At 48.4% G+C, this 23,101-nt stretch carries 25 protein-coding genes; 20 read left to right on the forward strand and 5 right to left on the reverse strand.

Annotated features, from left to right (window positions below):
* Positions 1 to 17 precede the first annotated feature (17 nt).
* The 15 genes from ViNHUV68_RS03355 (at position 18) to ViNHUV68_RS03425 (ending at position 11,525) form a co-directional block, all read left to right on the forward strand.
* Positions 18 to 785 (forward strand): DUF3450 family protein, encoded by a 768-nt coding sequence (locus ViNHUV68_RS03355; protein WP_391089316.1) that lies wholly within the window; start codon positions 18 to 20, stop codon positions 783 to 785.
* Complete coding sequence (locus ViNHUV68_RS03360; RefSeq protein WP_391089318.1) at positions 786 to 2,174, forward strand: MotA/TolQ/ExbB proton channel family protein; 1,389 nt, start codon at positions 786 to 788, stop codon at positions 2,172 to 2,174.
* Positions 2,174 to 2,728, forward strand: a complete 555-nt coding sequence (locus ViNHUV68_RS03365; RefSeq protein ID WP_038174879.1) for a MotA/TolQ/ExbB proton channel family protein — start codon at positions 2,174 to 2,176, stop codon at positions 2,726 to 2,728. Before ViNHUV68_RS03360 ends, ViNHUV68_RS03365 begins: the two co-directional genes overlap by 1 nt.
* Positions 2,725 to 3,129 (forward strand): biopolymer transporter ExbD, encoded by a 405-nt coding sequence (locus tag ViNHUV68_RS03370; protein WP_038174877.1) that lies wholly within the window; start codon positions 2,725 to 2,727, stop codon positions 3,127 to 3,129. The genes ViNHUV68_RS03365 and ViNHUV68_RS03370 overlap by 4 nt, the downstream gene beginning before the upstream one ends.
* Complete coding sequence (locus ViNHUV68_RS03375) at positions 3,129 to 3,749, forward strand: TonB family protein (RefSeq protein WP_391089320.1); 621 nt, start codon at positions 3,129 to 3,131, stop codon at positions 3,747 to 3,749. The genes ViNHUV68_RS03370 and ViNHUV68_RS03375 overlap by 1 nt, the downstream gene beginning before the upstream one ends.
* Positions 3,746 to 4,918, forward strand: coding sequence for a tetratricopeptide repeat protein (locus ViNHUV68_RS03380; RefSeq protein ID WP_391089322.1), 1,173 nt, complete (start codon positions 3,746 to 3,748; stop codon positions 4,916 to 4,918). The genes ViNHUV68_RS03375 and ViNHUV68_RS03380 overlap by 4 nt, the downstream gene beginning before the upstream one ends.
* Positions 4,919 to 5,126: 208 nt before the next feature.
* On the forward strand, positions 5,127 to 5,756 hold the full coding sequence (locus tag ViNHUV68_RS03385) for a PepSY-associated TM helix domain-containing protein (RefSeq protein WP_391089323.1): 630 nt from the start codon (positions 5,127 to 5,129) through the stop codon (positions 5,754 to 5,756).
* A gap of 22 nt (positions 5,757 to 5,778) precedes the next feature.
* The gene (locus ViNHUV68_RS03390; protein ID WP_391090257.1) at positions 5,779 to 6,318 is read left to right on the forward strand and encodes a DUF2271 domain-containing protein; all 540 of its coding nucleotides are present in this window, start codon (positions 5,779 to 5,781) and stop codon (positions 6,316 to 6,318) included.
* A 14-nt stretch (positions 6,319 to 6,332) separates the two neighbouring features.
* Positions 6,333 to 7,163: a DUF4198 domain-containing protein gene (locus ViNHUV68_RS03395; protein WP_038174869.1), complete on the forward strand. Its 831-nt coding sequence runs from the start codon at positions 6,333 to 6,335 to the stop codon at positions 7,161 to 7,163.
* 44 nt (positions 7,164 to 7,207) lie between these two features.
* Positions 7,208 to 7,528, forward strand: coding sequence for a hypothetical protein (locus tag ViNHUV68_RS03400; protein ID WP_391089325.1), 321 nt, complete (start codon positions 7,208 to 7,210; stop codon positions 7,526 to 7,528).
* A complete protein-coding gene (locus ViNHUV68_RS03405; protein WP_391089327.1) occupies positions 7,525 to 8,079 on the forward strand; it encodes a DUF6162 family protein in 555 nt (184 codons plus the stop codon). The genes ViNHUV68_RS03400 and ViNHUV68_RS03405 overlap by 4 nt, the downstream gene beginning before the upstream one ends.
* Positions 8,080 to 8,103: 24 nt before the next feature.
* Positions 8,104 to 9,030 carry a metal ABC transporter solute-binding protein, Zn/Mn family gene (locus ViNHUV68_RS03410; RefSeq protein ID WP_391089329.1) on the forward strand — a complete coding sequence of 309 codons (927 nt, stop codon included), beginning with the start codon at positions 8,104 to 8,106 and terminating at the stop codon, positions 9,028 to 9,030.
* Positions 9,030 to 9,764, forward strand: a complete 735-nt coding sequence (locus ViNHUV68_RS03415; RefSeq protein WP_391089331.1) for an ATP-binding cassette domain-containing protein — start codon at positions 9,030 to 9,032, stop codon at positions 9,762 to 9,764. Before ViNHUV68_RS03410 ends, ViNHUV68_RS03415 begins: the two co-directional genes overlap by 1 nt.
* On the forward strand, positions 9,764 to 10,639 hold the full coding sequence (locus ViNHUV68_RS03420; RefSeq protein WP_391090258.1) for an iron chelate uptake ABC transporter family permease subunit: 876 nt from the start codon (positions 9,764 to 9,766) through the stop codon (positions 10,637 to 10,639). The genes ViNHUV68_RS03415 and ViNHUV68_RS03420 overlap by 1 nt, the downstream gene beginning before the upstream one ends.
* A gap of 16 nt (positions 10,640 to 10,655) precedes the next feature.
* Positions 10,656 to 11,525 (forward strand): metal ABC transporter solute-binding protein, Zn/Mn family, encoded by an 870-nt coding sequence (locus ViNHUV68_RS03425; RefSeq protein ID WP_391089333.1) that lies wholly within the window; start codon positions 10,656 to 10,658, stop codon positions 11,523 to 11,525.
* 122 nt (positions 11,526 to 11,647) lie between these two features.
* Here ViNHUV68_RS03425 and ViNHUV68_RS03430 read toward each other — a convergent pair whose 3' ends face one another.
* On the reverse strand, positions 11,648 to 12,373 hold the full coding sequence (locus ViNHUV68_RS03430) for a DUF3581 family protein (protein ID WP_391089335.1): 726 nt from the start codon (positions 12,371 to 12,373) through the stop codon (positions 11,648 to 11,650).
* A gap of 256 nt (positions 12,374 to 12,629) precedes the next feature.
* On the opposite strand from ViNHUV68_RS03430, the gene ViNHUV68_RS03435 reads away from it, so the two are divergent.
* Entirely contained in the window at positions 12,630 to 13,898 is a 1,269-nt protein-coding gene (locus ViNHUV68_RS03435; protein WP_038174858.1) for an O-acetylhomoserine aminocarboxypropyltransferase/cysteine synthase family protein, read from the forward strand.
* A 47-nt stretch (positions 13,899 to 13,945) separates the two neighbouring features.
* Here ViNHUV68_RS03435 and ViNHUV68_RS03440 read toward each other — a convergent pair whose 3' ends face one another.
* Positions 13,946 to 15,478 (reverse strand): bifunctional GNAT family N-acetyltransferase/carbon-nitrogen hydrolase family protein, encoded by a 1,533-nt coding sequence (locus ViNHUV68_RS03440; RefSeq protein WP_038174857.1) that lies wholly within the window; start codon positions 15,476 to 15,478, stop codon positions 13,946 to 13,948.
* A gap of 57 nt (positions 15,479 to 15,535) precedes the next feature.
* On the reverse strand, positions 15,536 to 16,417 hold the full coding sequence (locus ViNHUV68_RS03445) for a LysR substrate-binding domain-containing protein (protein ID WP_391089338.1): 882 nt from the start codon (positions 16,415 to 16,417) through the stop codon (positions 15,536 to 15,538).
* Between the two features lie 111 nt (positions 16,418 to 16,528).
* On the opposite strand from ViNHUV68_RS03445, the gene ViNHUV68_RS03450 reads away from it, so the two are divergent.
* On the forward strand, positions 16,529 to 17,386 hold the full coding sequence (locus tag ViNHUV68_RS03450; RefSeq protein ID WP_391089340.1) for an MBL fold metallo-hydrolase: 858 nt from the start codon (positions 16,529 to 16,531) through the stop codon (positions 17,384 to 17,386).
* 48 nt (positions 17,387 to 17,434) lie between these two features.
* Here the strand turns inward: ViNHUV68_RS03450 and ViNHUV68_RS03455 are convergent, their stop codons facing one another.
* The gene (locus ViNHUV68_RS03455) at positions 17,435 to 18,193 is read right to left on the reverse strand and encodes a 1-acylglycerol-3-phosphate O-acyltransferase (protein ID WP_391089342.1); all 759 of its coding nucleotides are present in this window, start codon (positions 18,191 to 18,193) and stop codon (positions 17,435 to 17,437) included.
* A gap of 401 nt (positions 18,194 to 18,594) precedes the next feature.
* Between ViNHUV68_RS03455 and ViNHUV68_RS03460 the strand changes: the two genes are divergently transcribed.
* From ViNHUV68_RS03460 to ViNHUV68_RS03470, 3 genes are all read left to right on the forward strand, one after another.
* Positions 18,595 to 20,949 (forward strand): S8 family serine peptidase, encoded by a 2,355-nt coding sequence (locus tag ViNHUV68_RS03460; RefSeq protein WP_391089344.1) that lies wholly within the window; start codon positions 18,595 to 18,597, stop codon positions 20,947 to 20,949.
* 9 nt (positions 20,950 to 20,958) lie between these two features.
* Positions 20,959 to 21,297 (forward strand): hypothetical protein, encoded by a 339-nt coding sequence (locus ViNHUV68_RS03465; protein ID WP_038174850.1) that lies wholly within the window; start codon positions 20,959 to 20,961, stop codon positions 21,295 to 21,297.
* Between the two features lie 104 nt (positions 21,298 to 21,401).
* Positions 21,402 to 22,118, forward strand: coding sequence for a DUF429 domain-containing protein (locus ViNHUV68_RS03470; RefSeq protein ID WP_038174849.1), 717 nt, complete (start codon positions 21,402 to 21,404; stop codon positions 22,116 to 22,118).
* A gap of 17 nt (positions 22,119 to 22,135) precedes the next feature.
* Here the strand turns inward: ViNHUV68_RS03470 and ViNHUV68_RS03475 are convergent, their stop codons facing one another.
* Positions 22,136 to 23,098 carry an L-threonylcarbamoyladenylate synthase gene (locus ViNHUV68_RS03475; protein WP_038174848.1) on the reverse strand — a complete coding sequence of 321 codons (963 nt, stop codon included), beginning with the start codon at positions 23,096 to 23,098 and terminating at the stop codon, positions 22,136 to 22,138.
* Between the last annotated feature and the right edge of the window lie 3 nt (positions 23,099 to 23,101).

Here is a 23,101-nt window from a genome sequence, read left to right on the forward strand (position 1 = left end):
CAGAAAATATAACTCGTATGAATCTAATCAAATCAAGTATCGCTCTGTTGCTGTCATCGACCCTGATTCCCGTTCACGCGGACGATCTTAACGATGCACAAGCGCTGCTGAGTAAAACCAATCAAGCATCGGCACAAAGCCAAAAACGCGTTGATGTCAGTGCAGAGAAAGCGCTGACTTTAGAGGCAGAAATCGAACAGCTGCAAGAAGAAGTCAGTAACTTGAAGATTTATCGCGATCATCTTGCCAGCCTTGTTACAAGTCAAGATCAAGAGGTATCAAGCCTTAATCAACAGATTGAACAGATTGCTCAAACCCGCCAAGGTGTGGTGCCCTTGATGTATCACATGCTAGACGGACTAAAGACGATCGTGGCAAACGACAAACCGATCCGCAAAGCCCAGCGTGAGGCGCGTATTGCTAAGCTCGATTCGATGATGACGCGGGCAGATGTCGCTGATGCAGAGAAGTTTCGACGAATTCTAGAGGCGTACCAAATCGAAATCGATTACGGCACCAAGTTGGGGGTTTACCAAGGCAAGATTGCGCTCAACACCAATGAGCAAGTGGAAGCTGATATTTTATATCTTGGCCGGGTTTCCTTGATCGCACGTAGCTTGTCAGGGGATGTTTTCTGGCGTTGGTCTTCGCAACAAAAGGTGTGGCAAATCATAGGTTCCCAGCAGCAAGCGCAATTGGATAAAGCGTTTGCAATGGCGCAAAAACAGATTGCTCCAAGTATGCTGACTTTGCCGGTTTCTCTTAATGTCGTGGAGGGCAACTAGATGATAAATAAATGGTTATCGGTTGCAGTGCTGACTCTCTCAGCCCTTGTGACTCCAACGACTTGGGCCAGTGACACGCAAGCTGCGAGCGATTCAACCTTGTTGCAAAAAGCGCAGCAAGAGAAACGTACCCAACAGCGACACGATGGCAATCGCGAGTCAGGCTTTAAGCAAACCGAGCAAGAGCTGCAAGCGATTAAAAATAACCTATCTGCCGAGCGAAGCGCACTGCAAGCGCAAGTCGATAGCTTAAGTACCACATTTAGTAACAATGAGTCACAGCTTGCTGAACTCGAAGAGAAACTGCGTTTGGAAACCGGCAGTTTGGGTGAGTTATTTGGCGTTGTGCGCCAAAATGCCAAAACGCTCGACGCTGAACTCAAGCAGTCGGTGACCAGTGTTGATGCCAATACTTACCACAAAGACGTCGCCGCGATTGTTGCGGCTCAGTCTTTGCCAACGCTACCACAATTGCAGGCGATGTGGCGCAGTATGCAGCAGCAAATCCAAGCCAGTGGTGAGATGGCCAATGTGTCATTCACCCGATTAAATGGCGACGGTCGTGAGCAAACCGTTAACGGGGTGCGACTTGGTTCATTGGCGCTGCTCGACGAGTCGGGCTACGTCAAATGGAATGGTCAACGTGGTTTAGCGGTGAGCTATCTGCGTCAGCCAGATAATGGCCCGACGGCAAAGCTAATCAACTCAGCAGAAATTGAATCGCTAGTTATTGACCCATCGCGTGGTATGTTACTTGAGCAATTAGCCCATTCACCGACCTTGTTCGATCGTCTTAATGCTGGTGGCGTGGTTGGCCAAATTATCATCGGCTTGTTAGCGATTGGCTTGGGGATAGCCTTGGTTCGTGGCGTCGCTTTGTTAGTGATTCGACAAAAAATCATCCAGCAATTGAAGCAGCCGACTCAACCAGGCGATAACCCGCTTGGGCGTATTTTGGCGGTCTATCATCAAGATAAGCATCGCAGTGTGGAAGCCCTTGAGTTACGTCTGCTTGAAGCGGTGGTCGATGAACAAACCCATCTGGAAAAAGGCTTGTCGATGCTCAAGTTGCTCGCAGCGCTTGCTCCAATGCTCGGACTGCTGGGCACCGTGACGGGAATGATCGAGACTTTCCAAGTGATCACTCAGTTTGGTAACGGCGACCCGAAAGTGATGGCGGGCGGTATCTCGATGGCGCTAGTGACAACCGTGCTTGGCCTGATCGCAGCAATGCCACTGCTTTTGGCGCATACCATCTTGAATTCTCAAGCGGAAAATGTACGCAATATTCTTGAAAAACAAGGTATTGGTCTGGTGGCAGAGCAAGCTGAACGCGAACCATCGCACAGTAAAGATACCCCTAACTACACAGCCGAGAGCGCAGCGTAATGGAGCAGGTCCTACTCAATGCATTGGGTTTGATCAGTGAAGATTGGGCCTCGACTTTGGTTAGTTTTATGCATCAAGGCGGCCCTATTTTGTGGTGGCTGGCTGCGGCCGTTGTCGTGTGTTGGCTGTTGATTATCGAGCGAGTGCTGTATATCACCATCGAGTTTCCTAAAGTGAAGGCTCAATTGGGGGCGCAGTGGCAAGCAAGAGACGATCATCACTCTTGGTATGCGCATCAAATTCGTCAAGGATGGCTAGCTCAAGCAGATACACAACTGCGCAAAAATCTTTCGATGATCAAAGTGTTGGTGGCAATTTTCCCTATGCTTGGTTTGCTGGGCACTGTGACGGGGATGATCACGGTGTTTGATGTGATGGCAACACAGGGCAGTAGTAATCCGAAATTAATGGCATCCGGCATTTCTTTGGCCACGCTGCCCACCATGGCCGGTATGGTCGCCGCGCTTGCGGGGATGTTTATTCATGCTCGCTTAAGCAAAATGTGCGAGCGAAAAGCCATCCAGTTAGAACAATCTTTAAGGAGTCAAAAGTGAGACTCGGACGTAGACCCCATCGTCAAGATGAAGCGCAGATCGATTTAACGTCGATGCTCGATATCGTGTTCATCATGTTGATTTTTTTTATTGTCACAAGCTCGTTTGTACGCGAGTCAGGGGTGGAAGTGAATCGCCCTCAAGCCTCGAACGTCGTCAGTCAAAAAGAGGCGGGGATATTTATTGCGGTGACTGCCGCGAACGATGTTTATATCGATAAGCGTGTGGTCGATATTGAACGTGTTGAGGCGACCATTGAGCACTTGCTGCTTGATCAGCCAGATGCATCATTAGTTATTCAAGCCGATGAACATGCTTACAACGGTACGGTGGTGAAAGTGATGGATGCTGCAAAAGGTGCGGGTGTGACGCGCATAGCTTTGGCGGCGGAGAAACCTTAATGGGGCGATTACTGCTTGCACTTCCGGCTGCGTTGATGATTGCGGTAAGTTTATTTAGCTTCATGGCCTGGATGGTTGATAATGGCAATCAGCGCGCGCAGAAACCATCACAGGCGGTGCGTTTTGATATGGTGATGATAGAAAATGATAGCGATGTTCAACGTCGTCAACGTTCTGTACCAGAGCCGCCAACGCCACCGAGCGCCCCTGAGCCTATCGATGTGTCGCGAGCGCAAACGCAAGTGACGCCGATCAGCCCCGTGACACCAACCAGTGCCTTAGGGTTGAACACCGTGTTAGATGGCATTGCGATCCAAGCGCCAAACTTGCAGGGCGCGATGGGCAACCAACAAGCGCTACCTCTTTATCGTGTTGAGCCGCGCTACCCAAGCAAAGCGATAAAACGCAAAGTAGAAGGGTATGTGGTGATGCGCTTTACCATTGATGCAGCTGGTCGGCCAAAAGACATCCAAGTGGTCGAGGCACAACCCAAACGCATGTTTGAAAAAGAAGCCATTAGTGCGTTGAAAAAGTGGAAATATCAACCCAAAATTGACCAGGGTGTGTCAGTCGAACAGATCGGACAAACCGCTAGAGTGGAGTTCAAATTAGCCCAATGATTAAAAACTGCCTAATCGGTTTGCTACTGAGCTTAAGTGCTTGTGTCGCCGTTGCTAATCAACTTGGTCAATACACCGCGACGCGTGTACAACATGCACACAACTTGGCGCAACAAGATAAGCTTGAGCAGGCGATTTCGACCCTAGAAGCGCTTGATCTTGCTCGCGGCTATGACCAAGCGTTTGTCGCGCGTATGTTGGGCATTTTGTACTGGCAGAATGATCAAGTGACGCCAGCGATTCAACAGTTGGATCTCGCAGTCACCAGCGGTTTATTGCAAGATGAGCAAGCTTGGCAAACTCGAAAAATGTTAGCCGACATGTTGCTCAACGAACAACAGTACAGCCAAGCCTTGCCACATTACTACAATTTGAGCGAGTCGGCGTCTGATCGGCACACCGTGCCTGAAATATGGCTTCGTATCGCTCAATCGCATTACCAGTTGCAGCAGTGGAGCAAAGTACTGACGGCGATAGCACGCTATGAGCACTATCCACAGCCCGATCAGCTGAGCCCATTGTCACTCAAACTATCGGCTCAACTTGAGCTTAAACAGTGGTCGCCTGCGATCAAAACCATTAAACGTTTGATTGCCATTGAGCCTGCGCGCATGGAATGGTGGCGCCAACTGGTGGCGTTATATCTGCGTGTTGGTGATGAAAAGGGCGCATTAGACGCGATGGCGCTGGCCAAGCTCGATGGTATAGCGCTTAGCCAAGATGACCTAAAATTATTGGCTCAGTTGTATGCCAAACGCGGGGTTCCAGAGCGTGCGGCGATGGTATTGGCGCAGTTGGAGCAGATCGACGCTGATAGCAAGCTCAAAGCGCAACAAGCCAGTTACTGGCAAAGCGCCAAAGAGTGGCAGAAATCGATCGCGAGTTGGCGCGTTGCCGCTAAGCTAGATGGCCAATACTACTGGAATTTATCGCAGTTGTTGGTTCAAGAAGGCCATTACCAACAGGGACTGACGGCTTTGGATAAGGTTGCTGGTCGTCACGCCGAGGTCGCTTTGATCAAGGCGCGTGCTTATTACAAGTTGCAACGTATTGAAGATGCCTTGGCCAACGCAAAGCGAGCCAATGAAATTTCGCCTTCCAAACAAGCGCAAAGCTGGGTGAAATACCTGTCGCAACTGCGCAGTGTTAAGGCCAGTCAAAATAGCTAAGCGAATGATTGAATTGCATCAAAGGCCTGAGTGAACGCTCCGGCCTTTTTTATTTGGCCGCGACTGTGTTTGATTTGACCCGTTCTGTGTTCTGTTCGTCTCCGTCCTCACTCTTACTCTGCTTCGAAACGTAAATAATGTAAATTGAATGCCAATAAGAACTATTATCATCTAAATTGAGCGCGGATTAACTGATGATGACTGTTATATGTTGCTCAAGAGTAAGGGCGTTCAAAGTTGGGCTCGTCGCCTGCACATTTACGTTTCAATGGCGTTGCTATTGGTCACGCTATTTTTCGCCCTAACTGGCATTACCTTAAATCGTCCGCAGTGGTTTGAGCGCAGCGAAGCGATGATTGACCACCACACACTGAACGTTCCACCTCAGCATCTGTTTGCCAACGAACGCAGCTTTGAGCCAAATCGCGTTGCGTTGATCGCTTTTCTCACGCAACAAAGCCAATTACGTGGCACACCTTCTGCCTTGGATGTTTATACCGAGGTTGAACAGGGGCGCTTGCTGGTCGGTGAACTCTCTCTCGACTTTAAAGGTCCTGGCTATAACGCGACAGTTTTTGTCGATATGACGAGTGGTGAAGCAGAAATTGAAACCACAGACTACGGCTTGATTGCGCGACTTAATGATCTGCATAAAGGGCGAAATAGTGGTGAAGTCTGGAAGTGGTTTATCGATATCACCGCATTGTTGATGGTGTTGTTTGTTGTCACTGGGGTGTGTTTGCTGTTACCGAAGAAAAAGACATTGAAGACCTCAATGCAGTGGATGACTTTTGGTACTGCGTTATCACTGACTATTTATTTTTTTGCTGTGCCATAGCGGCTTAATGAAGAGAAAAACCATGTTGAACACAGGCCAATTTTTGCGCCGTAATCCTTTGAGTCGATTGCTCCTTATCGCGTTACTGACACCGTTACCACTACTTGCAACGCCGTTGCCTGATAAGGCAAAAATCGATATTGAACTCGAGCTTCCCACCATCGAGACCTCAATGTATGCCCGCCCGTACGTTGCCGTGTGGGTTGAAGATCAACAGCGTCAATCGGTGAAAACCCTTCAGCTTTGGGTGGGTAAAGATGAATGGCTTAAAGACTTGCGCAGTTGGTGGCGCAAAGTAGGGCGTTATGACCGCCAACGAGTTGATGCCGTTACTTCCGCCACTCGTCCTGCTGGTCACTATCGCTTTAGCTGGGATGGTACGGACGATAATGGGCAACGACTAGCGCAAGGTGATTACACCTTGTTAGTCGAGGTGGTACGCGAACATGGTGGGCGTAATTACCTGCGCCAAAAAATACATTTGGCTGAGCATGACGTGCGCTACCAACTCCAACCAACCGAAGAGACGGGAACGATCACCGTCAATTACCTAGTGAAGTGACAAAAGGAACAACAATGAAAACCAATATCAAAGCAGTGGCGTTAGCCAGTGTCATGGCAATCGGCTTTGCCACCGCAACGACAGTGCAAGCACATCCTCGCTGGGTTCTCCCGTCTCACTTTACCGTCTCTAAAGAGGGCGGTGATTGGCTGACATTTGATGTAACCGCATCGCATGGAACGTTTGTCTTTGATAAACCTGCCGGCAGTGAACAAGCGTTTGTGATGATGCCTGATGGTCGTTCTGAACGTCCAAATTTTGTAGTGCGAGGTAAACGTCGTTCGATGTTTGATTTCTACTTCGTTGAAGAAGGGACGCACAAAGTGGCAGTCAACAACCAACCCAGTTACTACACCCAATATAAAGCCGGCCGTCGTGACACGGTTAAATGGGCCAAAGCAAGCAAGATTGAACGCGACAGTGTGATCCCAGAGCAAGCCCGTGATGTGGTCACTCAGCTCAGTTACACACGCGCAGAAAGTTACATCACCGTCGGTAAACCAACGGAAAAAGTGTTAGAGATTGAAGGCAAATTTCTTGAGATGAAACCGCTCACGCACCCTTCCGATATCATTGAAGGTGAAGCGGTGACTTTTCAATTTTTCTTTAATGGTCAACCGCAGTCAGGCGTGACCGCTGAAATTACTCGCGAAGGTACACTGTATCGCAATCACCAAGAGCAGATCGATGTGGTCAGTGATAACGACGGTAAAGTGACCTTTACGCCCGACCTCGCAGGGCGTTACCTGATGAAAGCCAACTACAAAGGCGAACTGAAAAATGATCCGTTAGCCGACAAAGTCAGCATCAACGTTCACCTGACGTTTGAAACCCAACTTAACTAATCAAACCTTGGCTCAGTGCCTGACTGAGCCATTTTGGATGCATCATGAACAACACGCTCTTAGTTAACATTTTAGGCTTGATGATTGGTTTGACATCGTTTCAATCAGCGGCACATTTTCCGTTGATGAGCTGTCACTTAGCGCAAGACCAAGTGATTTGTGAAGCCGGCTACTCTGATGGTTCAACGGCGGTAGGCTACGATGTCAACATGTACGATTATGATGACAATCTCCTTGCCAAAGTCACCACCGATAAGCGTTCGATTGCGCAATTTACCCACCCTAATACTGACTTCTATCTGGTGTTTGATGCTGGCCATGAAAACCCAGTGGAAGTGGATGTGGTCGAGTTGAAACCACGATGATTATTGACAAGGTTCGAGCCGACAATGGCAGTCGTGAAGGCAAATGGGTGGCGTTGACGGTCGCGACTATCTTAGCGGTTTCACTGCTGTTGTTACCGCACCATCAAGCGCAGTCGCAGCAGACTTCGACTTTGGCTCATCAAGTGTTGATCACCACTCTTGAGCAAGACGATTTAGCAATGCTGGTCGAGCTTAAACTTGCGCATGAAGAGATCCGCGATCTTTATCTGGAGTCGGGCGAGTGGCCAGATGTCAGCGAGTTACAGCGCAACTGGATTGCGCCGTTTGTGCCAGACCAAAGCTGGCAGCGCAAAGGCTCACATCAATGGCAGCAACTTGAAGCAGGACTGTATCTTGGGGTGAAACAAGACCGACAAGGTTCAGCGTCGATGCTGCTGGATAGCCGTGATCAACAGGCCGACATTTGGCTAGCACCTGCGTCATTGACGCTGAAAAAAAGCGTGCCAATCAAGCCACAAAATCGTCAGTTGCAAGGCTGGCAGCAGGTCGTCCTTTCGCCATCTTCGCCTTCCCATTCTCACGCTGATTAAGCGTCAACAGAGATGATAGTTACTATGCTCAAGCGCGCTCTATTCCATTATATTTTCACTTTTAACGCTTTATTGATGGTCTCTTTTAGCAGTTTTGCCACCGATAAGCTCAGCATTGGCGTTACTTTGCAACCTTATTACAGCTACGTCAAAGCGGTAGTGGGTGACAAAGCCGAGATAATTCCCCTTGTCGATGCGGGATTCAACCCTCACAACTACTTACCGCAACCAAATGATTTGAAAAGACTTAATCAAATGGATGTGATAGTGGTCAATGGTGTCGGTCACGATGATTTTGCCATTAAGGTCATTGAGGCAGCTCAGCGTGATGACCTTGTGGTGATTTACGCCAATAAAGAGGTGCCGCTACTGCCTGCTATGGGGCAATCGGTCGGCAAAGGCGCCGTCAATCCGCACACCTTTGTCGGATTGTCGACCACGATTCAGAAGGTTTACACCATTGCCAGCGAGCTGAGTAAGCTTGATCCGGATAACGCGACTTTTTATCGCCATAATGCCCGTCGTTACGCCAAAACATTTCGCCAACTCAAGCGTGACGCGATGTTGTCTTTAGGTGAGCTCAATACCGCAGGCATGAAAGTGGCGACCACGCACAATGCTTACGGTTATATTTTGCAAGAGTTCGGTGTTGATGTGGCGACCGTGATAGAGCCTGCCCATGGCGTCGAGCCAAGTGCAAGTCAGTTGCAAGCGACTATCGAGAAGATCCGCGCTGCTGGTATTGACGTGCTGTTTTATGAATTGAATATGCCCAATCGCTTTGTCGATACCATTGAAGCGGCGACGGGGGTTCAGTTATACCGCTTCTCACACATGACACACGGTGAATACCAAGCCGACAAAGTAGAAGTCGAAATGCGCGCAAATGTCGCAACACTGATTGAAGCGATGAAGTTTGTTGCGAGCCAATCTGCGCAGGAGAAGGCGTAATGTCCGGTCCATCGATTTCTCTTGATGGGGTTACTCTGCGATACGGCGATAACCTAATTTTGCAACAGATCCAAACTCAGTTCGAAGCCGGTCAGTGTCACGTGCTCATGGGGCCCAATGGTGGAGGCAAGACTTCTCTGCTGCGTTCGGTATTGGGGTTAACGCCATTTACTGGCGAGATAGCGATTCACTGGCCAGATCCAAGCCAGACTCAGCAAGCGGGTAGAGTGGGCTATGTACCGCAAAAAGCCACGTTTGAAGCGAGCTTACCGCTGACGGTCAGTGACTTTGTGCTGCTCAATCAAACTCGAATTCCGCTGTTTTGGCGACGTAAAACTTCGCAGACTCAACGCGCGTTAGCTCAGCTAGAACGAGTTGGCATGGCTGGGCGTTGTGATCGTCGTATGGGGCAGCTCTCGGGTGGAGAGCAGCAACGAGTGTTGTTTGCTCAGGCTCTGCTCGATGAACCCGACTTACTGGTATTAGATGAACCAACGACCGGGATGGATGAGCAAGGCGTGCGTTACCTAGAAGCGCTGATTCATCAAGTGGTCGCCGAGGGCAAAACGGTGCTGGCGGTACATCACGATGTGACGGCTGTGCGCCGTTTAGATGCTCAAGTGCATGTGGTGAATCGTCATATTGTGACCTCAGGCCATCATTCGGAGGTGTTAAGCCCCGACCGGATTGAAACGTTGTTTAAGCATTACAGCGCCAAAGTGGAGGCAGCATGATGGATTGGTTAAGACAACAAGCCTTAAGTGGAGTTGAAGCGGGTTGGTTGAGTGACAGCTTTGCTTATGCCTTTATGGTCAATGCGCTTGTGGCGGCACTGATATTGGGGCCACTACTCGGCGGGTTAGGCACACTGGTTATCGCTAAGCGCTTGGCGTTCTTTTCTGAAGCTGTCGGGCACGCCGCTCTGACGGGGATTGCCATCGGAGTATTGCTTGGTGAACCCGCACAAAACCCATTTATTGGCCTGTTCAGCTTTTGCATGATATTCGCATTATTGCTGCATTTCGTGCGTAATCGCACCAATGTACCCTATGACACTCTGGTCGGCGTTTTCCTCGCCTTGGCGCTTGCGGTGGGGGCGGCGCTGCTGATGTATGTGGCTCGTAAGATCAATATCCACATGCTTGAGAATGTCTTATTTGGCTCTATTTTGACCGTGACTGATGGGGATATTGCCATTTTAGCCTTGAGCTGTTTGGTTATTTTATTGGTACTTATTCCGACCTTTAACCGAATTTTACTCACCAGTATTAGCCCAGATATTGCCCGTGTTCGCGGGTTTAACACCCGTTTTTATGACTACTTGTTTGTCGTGATGATCACCCTTGTGACCATCGCCGCGGTAAAGATTATTGGCGCGGTGCTGGTGGGGGCGCTGCTGCTTATTCCGGGCGCAACCGCGAGATTACTGACCAAACGCATTGGCAGTTTTGTCTTGCTCTCTTCTTTGCTGGCCACTTTGGCTTGTCTGATAGGGACGCTACTGCCGATGGAGCTTGAATTACCAGTGCCGTCGGGGGCATCGATCATCATCGTCTCTGCGATATTATTTTTAATGGCAACGATTTATCGAATCGTCAATAAAGCTTAAATCTGAGTAGTTAAATATGAATATGAAAACACTGATCATGATCGCGTGTTGTGGAGTTGCCAGCGCATTGGCTCCTTTTAGTTATGCCAACGATATTGTTACCAGTACCCCAGTGACCTATATGTTGTCACAGCAGTTGCTAAAAGGGACGGATATCGACGTTAGCTACTTGCCGCCCAAACGTTACGGCATTGAGCGGCTGACCAACTGGTTTGCCAATAAAGGCCAGCAACACGTTGTTGAAGCGGGAAAACAAGCCACAGTGGCGATTACGTTGCGGGCCATCTGGCCTCAAGACCCGACTTATGTCTATGCGCGACAGGGAAATATTCACCTGATTGAGATTGATGCTTCACAAGCTATTTCTCCACGCGCCCAAGGGGTCGCAGCATTAACCTTAGATCAGGGAGAGATATCAAAATACGTTTGGATGAATCCGACCAATTTAATTCGAATGGCAGCGATCGTCGGCGATGATCTGCAAAAAGTATATCCGCAACACCAAGCGACCATCGACACCAATCAGCAAGCATTACTGCTCGCGATGCGAACGTTAATGAATCAGCAGCAAGCCGCCATTTTTGCCAGACAGATGGATTCTGTGGTGTTGCTTAGTCAAGCGTTAGAAGATTTTGCTGTGGGTAATCAATTGTTTGTGGTTGAGCGTCAATTTAAGCCTCAATTAGAGTGGACTGAGAGCGATAAGCAGAAGCTCAAAGATCGGTTTGAACAAGACCCAACGTTATGGCTGGTGACGGATAAACGTCTGTCGACAGAGCTTACCTCGTTAGTGCCCAGCGAACGAATTTTGCAGGTTGATGTGATTGATCGTTGGGGCAGCCAAGGAATTTCAGTACAAGCGCCTTTGGCACGTTGGCAGCTGTAATTATTAGCTTGGTGTAATGACTCGCTTGATAACTCTAGCACCGGGTGAGCGAGAGCCAGAAGACGTATTTTAGCGCGAACTTAAACAACAAGGGCTACCTGATGAGGTAGCCCTTTGGCATTTTAGGCAGCGTTGGCGAACTCGGCCAAAAATGCCTCTTTACGTTCGTTGAAGCGTTCAACTAAGTCGTCCACAGCCTCTTGATCATAAGGTTTTAAGCCACTTGCTACCATGCGTTTGAGGCCTTTACCAACCACTTGACCGTTCTCTTTAAACGTAAAGTTAAGCGTTACTAAGCCACGTTTCCCTTCGACATCGAAGGTGGCGTTCGCAAACTCAACTTCTGGCTGAGTAAGGTCAAGGCGAGTAAATTCGATTTCCATGCTTTCATAGATCACTAATGGGCGCTGGCAGTTGATCATCATCTGCTGCTGTTCCATCAGTGGTACCATGATATGTGGAAAGTTCATGCCGGAAAACTGCACATAGTTGGTGACCACGTGCTGAATAAACTCAGGGTTATGGCTTACGTCACCTTGACGTGACATGTGGAGGTACTCTTTGCCATTATGATCGACAACCGCACTCTCTTTGTCACACTTGTTGTCAATCGACAACGAGATATCCTCACTGACCATACCTGAGAAGTCAAAACGCATCTTTTGGCTAATGCCTTCTTTGCTCAGCAAAACGGCAAACAGAAGATCGCCAGGCACGCAGAAGCGTTTACTGTCTTCGTCATGGATAGGGTTAAAGTCTTCCGCAACCTTTTTAGCAAAGTGACTTGCTTGCTGGCGCGTAAACTGAAATTGGTGGTTATCGTGTGAAAAATACGGTGTCAGAAACATACTTATATTCATGTGGCTATAACTGCGGCGAAGTATACAACAAGGATCGGGTCTAAATGGTCTAATCAGCTAGTTTGTTGCCTTTGTCTTGATTGTGAGCAAGTTTTGCTCCGCCGTTGCTGTAATCGCTGGCATAACAAGATGATCAAAATCAGTGTGAAATAACCCACATATTTGCACCACTGTTCAACAAATCGTCGATAAATGCTGATATCACAGTAGCAGACAGAAAACACTATTTACCCAAGGAAGGACGATGAAAGACGAAACCTTATCCATTCATTTTGGTTATGAAACCGACCCAACCACCAAATCAGTTGCTACGCCGATTTACCAAACGGTGGCGTATGAATTTGATAGCGCTCAACACGGTGCAGACTTATTCAATTTAGAAGTCCCTGGTAATATCTATACCCGTATCATGAACCCGACCAACGATGTGCTAGAAAAACGCATGGCGGCTCTTGAAGGGGGCATTGCTGGTTTGGTGGTGAGTGCTGGCAGCGCGGCAATCAACTATGCGATTTTGACCTTGGCTCAAGCTGGCGACAATATTGTTTCTACGCCGCAGCTATATGGTGGCACCTATACCTTGTTTGCTCATATGTTGCCAAACCAAGGTATAAACGTGAAGTTTGCCAAAGACGATAAACCAGAGAGTTTGGCTGAACTTATCGATGAGAACACCAAAGCGGTCTATTGCGAGAGCATTGGTAACCCTGCAGGGAACATCATTGACCTTGAGCGTATCGCCGAGTTAGCCCATCAACAAGGGGTGCCGGTTATTGTCGATAATACCGTTGCGACCCCAGTGCTGTGCAAGCCGATTGAATTTGGCGCTGATATTGTGGTGCACTCTTTGACTAAATATGTTGGCGGCCATGGCACGACGCTTGGGGGCGTGATTATTGATTCTGGTCGATTCCCATGGGCGCAGCACAAAGATCGATTCCCAGTCTTCAATCAACCAGAGCCGTCTTATCATGGTGTGGTATACAGCGAAGCGTTCGGTGATGCGGCGTTTATTGGCCGTGCTCGAACCGTGCCACTGCGTAATACTGGCGCGGCATTGTCACCGATGAATGCTTTTATGTTGTTACAAGGGTTGGAAACGCTGTCACTACGAATGGAGCGCCATACCGAGAATGCGCTCAAAGTCGCCGAATATCTTGAGCAGCACGATAAAGTGAGTTGGGTCAGCTACGCTGGTTTGCCTGAATCTCAATACTATCCGCTCGCACAAAAATACATGGGTGGTAAACCTTCAGCGATTTTATCCTTTGGTTTGAAAGATGGTTATGAGGCAGGGGTGCGCTTTTACGATGCGCTGCAAATCTTCAAGCGCCTAGTGAACATTGGTGATGCGAAGTCGTTAGCTTGTCACCCAGCCTCAACCACGCATCGACAACTCAGCGAGCAAGAGCAGAAACAAGCAGGGGTTGCACCAGAGATGATTCGTCTGTCTGTCGGCATTGAACATATCGACGATATTTTGGCTGACTTAGAGCAAGCTCTAAATGCTTAAATAAAGCTTAAAACGAAAACGGCGCAGGTTGTCCCGCGCCGTTTTTTTTATTCATCAGGGGTAATGAACGAGCCGTAAATATCGTGACGACGGTGTTTAAGGTTAGTCACCGAGCCCTCAGTGTTGAGCTGCTTAAGTTTGGTCAGATCAACATCGGCAAAGATGATCATTTCAGTATTGGCGCTGGCCTCGGTTAAGGTCGCATCGTGTGGAAAGTAGATATCCGATGGCGAAAAGACGGCCGATTGAGCGTACTGAATATCGACGTTATCGACCCGTGGCAGGTTGCCGACACTGCCGCCGATAGCAACATAACATTCGTTTTCAATCGCTCGCGCCTGTGAGCAAATTCGTACTCGTTGATAACCGTTTTTAGTGTCGGTCCAAAACGGCACAAAGATAATTTGTACCCCTTGTTCTGCCATCATCCGGCCCAGCTCTGGAAACTCACTGTCATAACAGATCAATATGCCGATACGACCTGCATCGGTTTCAAATACTTTGACCTCATCGCCGCCATCGATCACCCAATCTTTCTCTTCATGCGGGGTGATGTGGACCTTGTACTGCGCTTCAATATGGCCATCACGCTGAAGCAGGTAAGAGACGTTGTACAGTTTTTCGTCTTCCAATACCGGCACGCTGCCAGCGATGATGTTGATGTTGTAAGTCACCGCCATTTGTGAAAATCGATGTTTAATGTCTTCACTGAAGCTGGCGAGAAAACGAATCGCTTCAACCGAGTTTTGCCCCTCTTGCAGACCCATTAGCGGCGCGTTAAAAAACTCAGGGAACAGTGCGAAATCCGCTTTGTAGTTAGACAGCGATGAGACAAAAAACTCGGCTTGATCCATTAAGTCATCGAGATCGCGCATCGCACGCATCTGCCATTGCACCACACCAATGCGAACTAAGGTTTTTTCAATATCGTGCACTGAGTGGATGTCTTCCTCGTAAAAGAAGTTATCCCACTCAAGCAAGGTCGCGTAGCCTTGTGATGCATCGTCTTCAGGTAGATAGTTTCGCATCAAACGCTTAACGTCAAAATCGTTGGCGAGCTGGAAGGACAAAATAGGGTCGTGTAATTCTCGACGTTTAATTTTATCGATGTATTCAGTCACCGAGAGCTCATCGGCATGCTCTTGATAGTTTGGAATCCGTCCGCCAGTTAAAATGGCTTTAAAGTTTTTGCTGCGACACAGCTCTTTGCGTGCATCATATAAGCGACGACCTAAGCGTAAGCCACGATAGTCTGGGTGGACAAACACATCCAATCCATACATGGCGTCACCTTTGGGGTTATTCTGAATGACGTCGTTTGCATTGATGATGTCAGTGTAGACGTGTGGCAGCGAGAAACGGTTGTAATCAACTTTAATCGTCAGAGCCGCCCCAACGATTTTACCATTGTCTTCAATACAGATTTGGCCATCAGGAAACTGACGGATCAGATCCATTATGGTACTGCGCGGCCAAGCGCCGCCGACATCGGGGAAAACCAAATTCATTAGTTGAGCGATTTCAGGGTAGTCCGCTTTTTCAATCGTTCTAAGCGAAAGTCTCGTCGTGATGTTGTCCATAACATGGTTCCATTTTTTTACGGCAGAAAACTAGCCTAACATAATCAGGTGCGATTCTTAATGGTTCTTAAAGTATTGTAATAGAAAGTCGATTAAGGCTCTTACTGGATGAGAAACGTGCTTTCTTGACGGATAGAGTAAGTACATTTTTAACGTGGTTAACTGCCATTCGGGTAATACCCACACTAACTCGCCATTGGCTATCTTTTCGTCAGTCAGATAATCAGGTTGCATTGAAATGCCTAATCCCGCCATTGAGCCATGCAACAACACGGTGGCTTCGTTGGCCGTAATATCGCAACTCACTTCGACTTCTTGTTGTTGTTCGCCACGACGAAAATGCCAGATATGGCGGCCGAAATTTTTATAGCCTAAACACGCATGTGTGACCAGATCTTGGGGTTTCGCAATCACTGGAAACTTGGTTAAGTAGGCGGGTGAGGCGACCAATTTAGAGTGACACAAAGCAAACTCGCGACCAATCAAGTTCGCGTTTGGCGTATTGGTGGTACGAATGGCTAAATCGACCCGTTCACTGACCATATCGACTGTACGATCTTGAGCGTCAACATCAATTTTTATCCCGGGGTACTGTTGTCGGAATGCTTGCAGTGCAGGCATCAACATTGAAAAGCCAAATGACATACTCACTGAAATCCGCACTAAACCGCGCAGTGCCTGGCTGGGCATTAGTTGTTCTTCCAACTGACTGGCTTGCTCAACCCAGCGCTGCAAGTCTGGCAGTACTTGTTCGCCAGCGCTGGTTAAGGAGACTTTGCGCGTGGTGCGCTGAAGCAGTCGTGCACCAAGCCAGTTTTCGACCGCTTCGACATGGCGAGTCACCATAGGCCGAGACATCGCTAAACGATCGGAAGTGGCGGTAAAGCTTTGTGTCTGTGCAACGTCGAGAAGCACTTGTACGGCGGTGAGTCTATCCATTTATCTGCACGTTTTGCGAAACAATAATGCAAATAATAGGCTCTATTTAGAAATAAAACTAGGCGTTACTATCCTTAGCGACAAAAAAAACCAACCGATTTGGAGCTAACGATGAAAGCCTTAACCACACTTGCACTACTGATGACCACCAGCGCAGCGGTCGCTGATACCGAACTAACTTTTGATGTTTATAACGCCGACCACAACAGTTTTAATGTCACTTCAACCTTAGTCATCGGTGAGACACAAAGCTTGTTGATCGATACCGGTTTCACGCGTGCAGACGCACTACGTATTGCAGCGAAAGTGCTTGATGCGGGTAAACCGTTGAAAACAATTTTCATTAGCCAAGCTGATCCTGACTACTATTTTGGCGCTTCTGAGTTGCTTAAACTGTTTCCACAAGCGAACGTAGTGACCACCGCGGCAGTGCGAGAGGCGATCGCGAAAAAATTAGAGAGAAAAGTCTCGTTTTGGGGGCCAAAAATGGGGTTCAATGCACCGAGTAACCCTCAGTTACCCGAACTTGTTGATAGCAATCAACTGACTCTTGATGGGGCGAAAATTGAGATCCGTGGTACGCAAGGGGTGCTCGCTCATCGTCCATATTTATGGATACCGAGTGAAAAGGCAATTTTAGGTAACGTTGGGATCGTTGAAGGCATGCATGTATGGATGGCCGATACGCAATCGGATCAAGAGGTCAATGCATGGTTAGCTCAGCTTGAAGAGATGCAAGCGCTTGAGCCTAAGTTTGTCGTACCTGGCCACATGCAGCAAGGTGGCAAGTTAGACGCCAGTAGCATTGCTTTTACCCACACTTGGATTGAACGTTTTGTTGCCGCTGAAAAGCGCAGTGAAAACAGTCAACAAGTCATTGATGCCATGGCGCAGCACTACCCAAACCTCACTACCGATTTTAGCTTAGAGCTGGGAGCGCAGGTTCATATGAAAGAGGCCAGTTGGTAACAGTAAATGAACGCGGTACTAGCATTAATGTTGGTACCGCGTTGTTGATTATTGACCTGTCGCTATTTGACTTGTGCCATTTTGCTGCTCAAGCTCGGCGACTTCGGCGTCAAGCTGGGCAATCTTTTTCGCCATTAAAGTGTGACAGTGTTCGGCCAGTGCTCTGGCATCACTCAGCTTATAATTTGAGACATCAATTGGCTCAAGCATTTCAGTAATGACGATGCCGTTATTGCTGCGGTTAAGATCGAACTTATTGTGGGTACTGCTGACCACCATTGGCGTTATCGGCACACCCGCTTCAATCGCCATGCGAAATGCCCCCGTCTTGAAAGGCAGTAAACCACGTCCTTTACTGCGAGTGCCCTCTGGATACGCCCAAACTGACAAATTGCGCTGATGAATCGCGTCAGCGACCTGTTTGATGGTATCGCGCGCTTTGGACTTATCTTGACGGTCAATCATGATATTGCCAGTAATCCAATACAAAAAGCCAAAAAATGGCACCCAAATTAACTCTTTCTTACCTAGGGTGACCGTGCGTGGTCTGAGCATACCCGGGTCCGTGACAAAGTCGTAGACACTCTGGTGGTTAGAAATATAGACACTATTTTTCGGCGTTGGGGCGTTGTTTAAGCCTCGTTGGATAAGTTTAATGCCAACCAACTTATGTAACTGATTAAACCAGCGACAAAAAAAGTAAACGTGTTTTGGATTACGTGGGCTAAATAAGCAATAAACGCTAGCAAATAGCGTGGTAATAATAATGAATATCCCAGCCAATAATAGGCGTAATAAAGCGAGCAAAACAGACTCCTTTGGTTGGAGGTAATGAACCTAGGCGGTCAACCATGGCCTTAATACTAGAGTCTTCACTCCATTTAACCAAATTGCAACAACTTTTCGCCATCCTTAGCCATATATCACTGTTTGCATGTGCCTTTGTTTAAGAGCGCGATAAGCTGACCTTTAATACGTTGATTCACTAAATAAGTGATTGCTTTTAAAGGTTTTTTATTATCACTATTGAGAGTTCACTTTTTTAGTAGGATTGGTGATGCTTTGCTAAGAATTAGTATATTCACTCTAGTTACCTTTTGGTTGTTTTCTATTCATGCCTTATAGCTAGTGCACTTGAGTCAAGTTGTACAACACGATGAGACCAAGCGTAAAACCAATAAAAATTAGCTCCATAAGGAATAGAGCAGATGCACAACATTATTAGTAAAACCAAGGGTTTGTTTACCCTATCAACGATCGCAGTGGCTATGGGCGGCATTTCTATTGCAAATGCCGCACCCGGTTTGGGCTTTAATGAAGCAGACTTACCGACCAAATACATCGTTAAATTTAAACAAAATGCACCCGCGCCATTTTCCCGCTCTGGAGAGCCTGTGATGACGGCGAGCGAAGTTAGCGCGTCGGTACTTGAACAGGTAAAAGCACGTAAGATTGAAAAGCTCGGCGCGAAACCGATTTATAGTGTTGAGATGGATGACCAACAGCTCTCATCGTTACGCAGTAACAGCCAAGTAGAGTATGTCGAGGTCGATCCCCCGCGTTTTCTGCTCAGTGAAACTACGCCATGGGGCTTTAATGCGGTTAATGCCCAGTTGCTTGATGATGCCAACGCAGGCAATCGCACGGTATGTATCATCGACTCGGGGTATGATCTGAGCCACAACGATTTAAGTGGCAACCGTGTTGACGGAACCAATGACAGTGGTACAGGGTCATGGAGTTCGCCTGGCAACAATAACGCTCACGGGACTCATGTGGCCGGTACCATCGCGGCGATTGCTAACAGCGAAGGTATTAAAGGGGTGATGCCCAACCAAAATGTTAACCTTCATATCGTTAAAGTCTTTAATGAATCGGGGTGGGGTTACTCTTCAAGCTTAGTTAAAGCCATTCAAACCTGTGCTGAGAACGGGGCAGACGTGGTGAATATGAGTCTCGGTGGTAGCCAATCAAGCCGCACCGAACAAAACGCGTTGCAATCGCTGTACGATCAAGGTGTGTTATTGATTGCGGCAGCTGGTAACTCGGGGAATACCGCTCATAGTTATCCTGCTTCTTATGACGCAGTGATGTCGGTTGCTGCGGTCGATACTAATCGTGATCATGCTGCGTTTTCTCAAGCCACCGATCAGGTCGATATTGCCGCTCCGGGTGTCGCCGTGCTCTCTACGGTGACGGTTGGCGAAGGGGTTTTGTCTGATATCACCATCAATGGCATCAGCAGTTTTGATCGCGGAGTCGTACCGCACAATCGTAAGATCCTTCAATCAGGGTCCTACACTTCGGCGCCTGTCGCGGGCAGCATCACCGCCGCTTTAGCAGAGTGTGATATCTCATCAGGCCGCTACAACTGTGGCGATATGACAGAGAAGGTGTGTTTAACCGAGCGTATTGAAAACCAAAGAACGGGGGTGCGTCCGGAAATTGATCCGGTAAAAGCGTGTCATGATGCCGGGGCGAAAGCGGCGATTGTCTACAGTAATCAAGCGCTTCCAGGGTTACAAAACCCATTTGTGTTAGATGATAACGACCGCTATCGCATGGTTTCAGTGACGGTTGATCGCGCATTTGGTCAAGAGCTATCGGCTCAATCGGGTCAAGAAGTGACCGTCTCGACCACAAGTGGAGAAGATTACGAGTATTACAATGGCACATCGATGGCGACACCGCATGTGACCGGAGTGGCTGGCCTTGTTTGGAGTTACCACCCAACTTGTAGCGCCCAGCAAATTCGTAAGGCGTTAACGGCAACGGCGACCGATATTGATGTCGCGGGGCGTGACAACCGTACTGGTTATGGCCTGATAAACGCTGATGCAGCGAAAGCCTACCTCGATAAAGGCTGTAATGGTGATGAAATCAAAGGCAACGTGTTAAAAAATGGCGTAGCAACGGCATTACTGTCGGGCGAGGCAAACTCCACTCAGCTGTTTACCTTTGACGTTCCTGCCGATACGACCCGTGCAACCTTCAACCTCAATGGTGGCAGCGGTGATGCTGATATGTACGTACTCTTTAACGGCGAACCTACAAAGAACAACTACGACTGTCGTTCATGGCAAAGTGGCAACCAAGAGACTTGTACCTTAGATGTGACCGGACAAGGCACGTTCCAAGTATTGATTAATGGTTACAAAGCCTACGCTGGTGCGACATTGGTTGCGACGCATAACGGCTCAGACACTGACACTCAACCAGCGTCGAGCTACAGCAACACCAATGCGCTAGCCATTCCAGACAATAGCGCCGAAGGCGTAAGCAGTGAGATCGTCGTTGATCGTTCAGGCGACGCTGGTGTGGTGACGGTTGAACTGGACATTACGCACAGCTACATTGGTGATCTAAAAGTAACGCTGACATCAGCAAGTGGTGGTGAGGTGGTGCTGCATGATAATGCAGGTGGTGCAGGAACGGATATTCGTACCAGTTACCAAGTTGACTTCAGCGGCTTTGAAGCTCAAGGTGAGTGGAGATTAAAAGCGGTTGATAGTGTTCGCCAAGATAGTGGTCGCCTCAATAGCTGGTCACTGACGTTTCAATAAGGAGTTGCGATGAAGAAGCGAATCTACACCAGTCTTGGTTTCGTTGCTTTATTGTGCAGCGGCATTGGTGCTTGGAGCTACGCAGATAATCCTGCTTTTCCGCCAATAGACAACCGAACCGAACAGGCTAAGCAGCAACCGAGTCGATTTTTTGTCAAGTATCATTCCGGGGCTGAACAACAAACCAGAGAGCTTCTTCGCCTTCATCAACTTGAGGTGGTGGAAACACTCGAAAAACAGCAAGTGCTGGTGGTTTCTGGCCGTGAAGAGCAAATCAATAAGCTAAGCCAAAGCGAATTGATTGACTACGTCGAGCCAGAACCTATCCGAAGTTTCTACGCTCAGTAACCATTAGCTGACGTAACTAAGTACAAACGCCTCATCTTTGGGGCGTTTTTTATTGTCACCAAAGGCTTTATCATAGTGTCGGCAATGGGGGAGTACGAGAGAAAATGAGAGTAAACGGTATTGATGGTTGTAAAGCAGGCTGGGTTATCTGGCATTTGGGCGCCCATGGCCCCGAGTGTCATATTGTTGATCAACTGGAACACGCCGAACCATTGCTTGCCGGTGCGCACAGCTTAATCGATATTCCGATTGGCTTTAGTGATCAACAAACTCCCGATCGATTGTGTGATAAAGCTGCCCGTCAGTTTTTGACCATCAAACGTAGTGCTTCAGTGTTTCCGGTGCCTTGTCGCGACGCGGTTTATGCCGACAGTTATGGGCAAGCGTGTGAGATCAACGCTCAACAACTGGGCAAAAGGCTGTCTAAACAGAGTTGGTTTATTCTGCCTAAGGTCAAACAAGTGGATGCGCTGTTAAATCAACAGCCTGACTTAATGATACGTGAGTCTCACCCAGAGGTGGTGTTTGCTGCCATCAACGCTGCGCCTTTACAGCACAGTAAGAAAACGCCCCAAGGTGTACAAGAGCGTTTAGCGCTGATCAACACCCTTGATCAGCCATGGTCAAATCGATTAATCACACAGCTCGACACAACGCCCAAAAAACACGCCAGTAGCGATGATTTAATTGATGCATTTGTGCTGATGTTGATTGCTCAGCATTGGCACCAGCTCAGGACGTTGCCCGCAATGCCGGATATTGATCCACAGGGGCGTGTGCGTGAGATAGTCTATTGGCATAATGAAAACCAGTGCCAATAAGCGCTCGTTTTTCGCGGTTAGAGTTTTGACTGCGCGCGATTAAGGCGGTCATGCACGGCGTACCACGCTTCGTTCATCGGTGGTCGCTCAACCCAGATTTCATCACAGCCCCATTGATCGGCCTCATCTAAAGCGCGATACAGGTCATGTGAGTACTGACTAACATCACTTGACATCGGCTTCGACTTAAACAACGTGGCCTTGTTTAAAGGCGAGTAGTGGAGACAAGCGATATTGCCACCGTCGGCTTGTTCAATCTCTTCAATGCTGACTAAGCGCACTTTGGTATTCGGCTGATAATGGCTAGTGACATTCCCCGGAACCGCTACCGAGTGGGCTTTGGGCGCCTCGACTGGCATATTCAGTGTTTGTGATAGTTGGGCGGCGCTAATTGGTCCGCTGCGTAAAATTCGAAACGGTTTTTCGGTCAGATCAATGATGGTCGATTCCAGTCCGTGAGCGCAATCACCGCCATCGAGTACGGCGGCTATTTTACCGCCGAGCGAGTTCAGAACATGTTTAGCCGACGTTGGGCTGAGCTTTTTGTATGGGTTGGCAGAGGGCGCCGCGACGGCCATACCTGATGATTTGAGTAAAGTACTAAAGACATCATGCGCAGGCATGCGCAGACCGATCGAGTCTAACCCGCCTGTCACCACCGAGGTCGCTTGCGGCGCTTTTTTCAATAATAAGGTCACAGGGCCAGGCCAATAAGCGGCGGCAATCGTGTAGGCTTCTGGCGGGATATCCACTGCCCAGTCGGTCAATTGCTCGACATCACCAATATGAACAATCAAGGGATGGTTGGCAGGGCGACCTTTGGCGGCAAAGATCTTTTTTACCGCATCTGGATTCGATGCATCAGCCGCGAGGCCATAGACCGTCTCGGTCGGAATCGCAACCAGCTCACCACGGGCTAATATCTGTTTAGCTTGTTCAATATCTTGGCTGTCGTTAGCAAATAGGTGTTGCGTGTTCAATGT

Origin of the sequence: Vibrio sp. NH-UV-68, from assembly GCF_042940635.1 — a bacterium.
GTDB lineage: Bacteria > Pseudomonadota > Gammaproteobacteria > Enterobacterales > Vibrionaceae > Vibrio > Vibrio pacinii.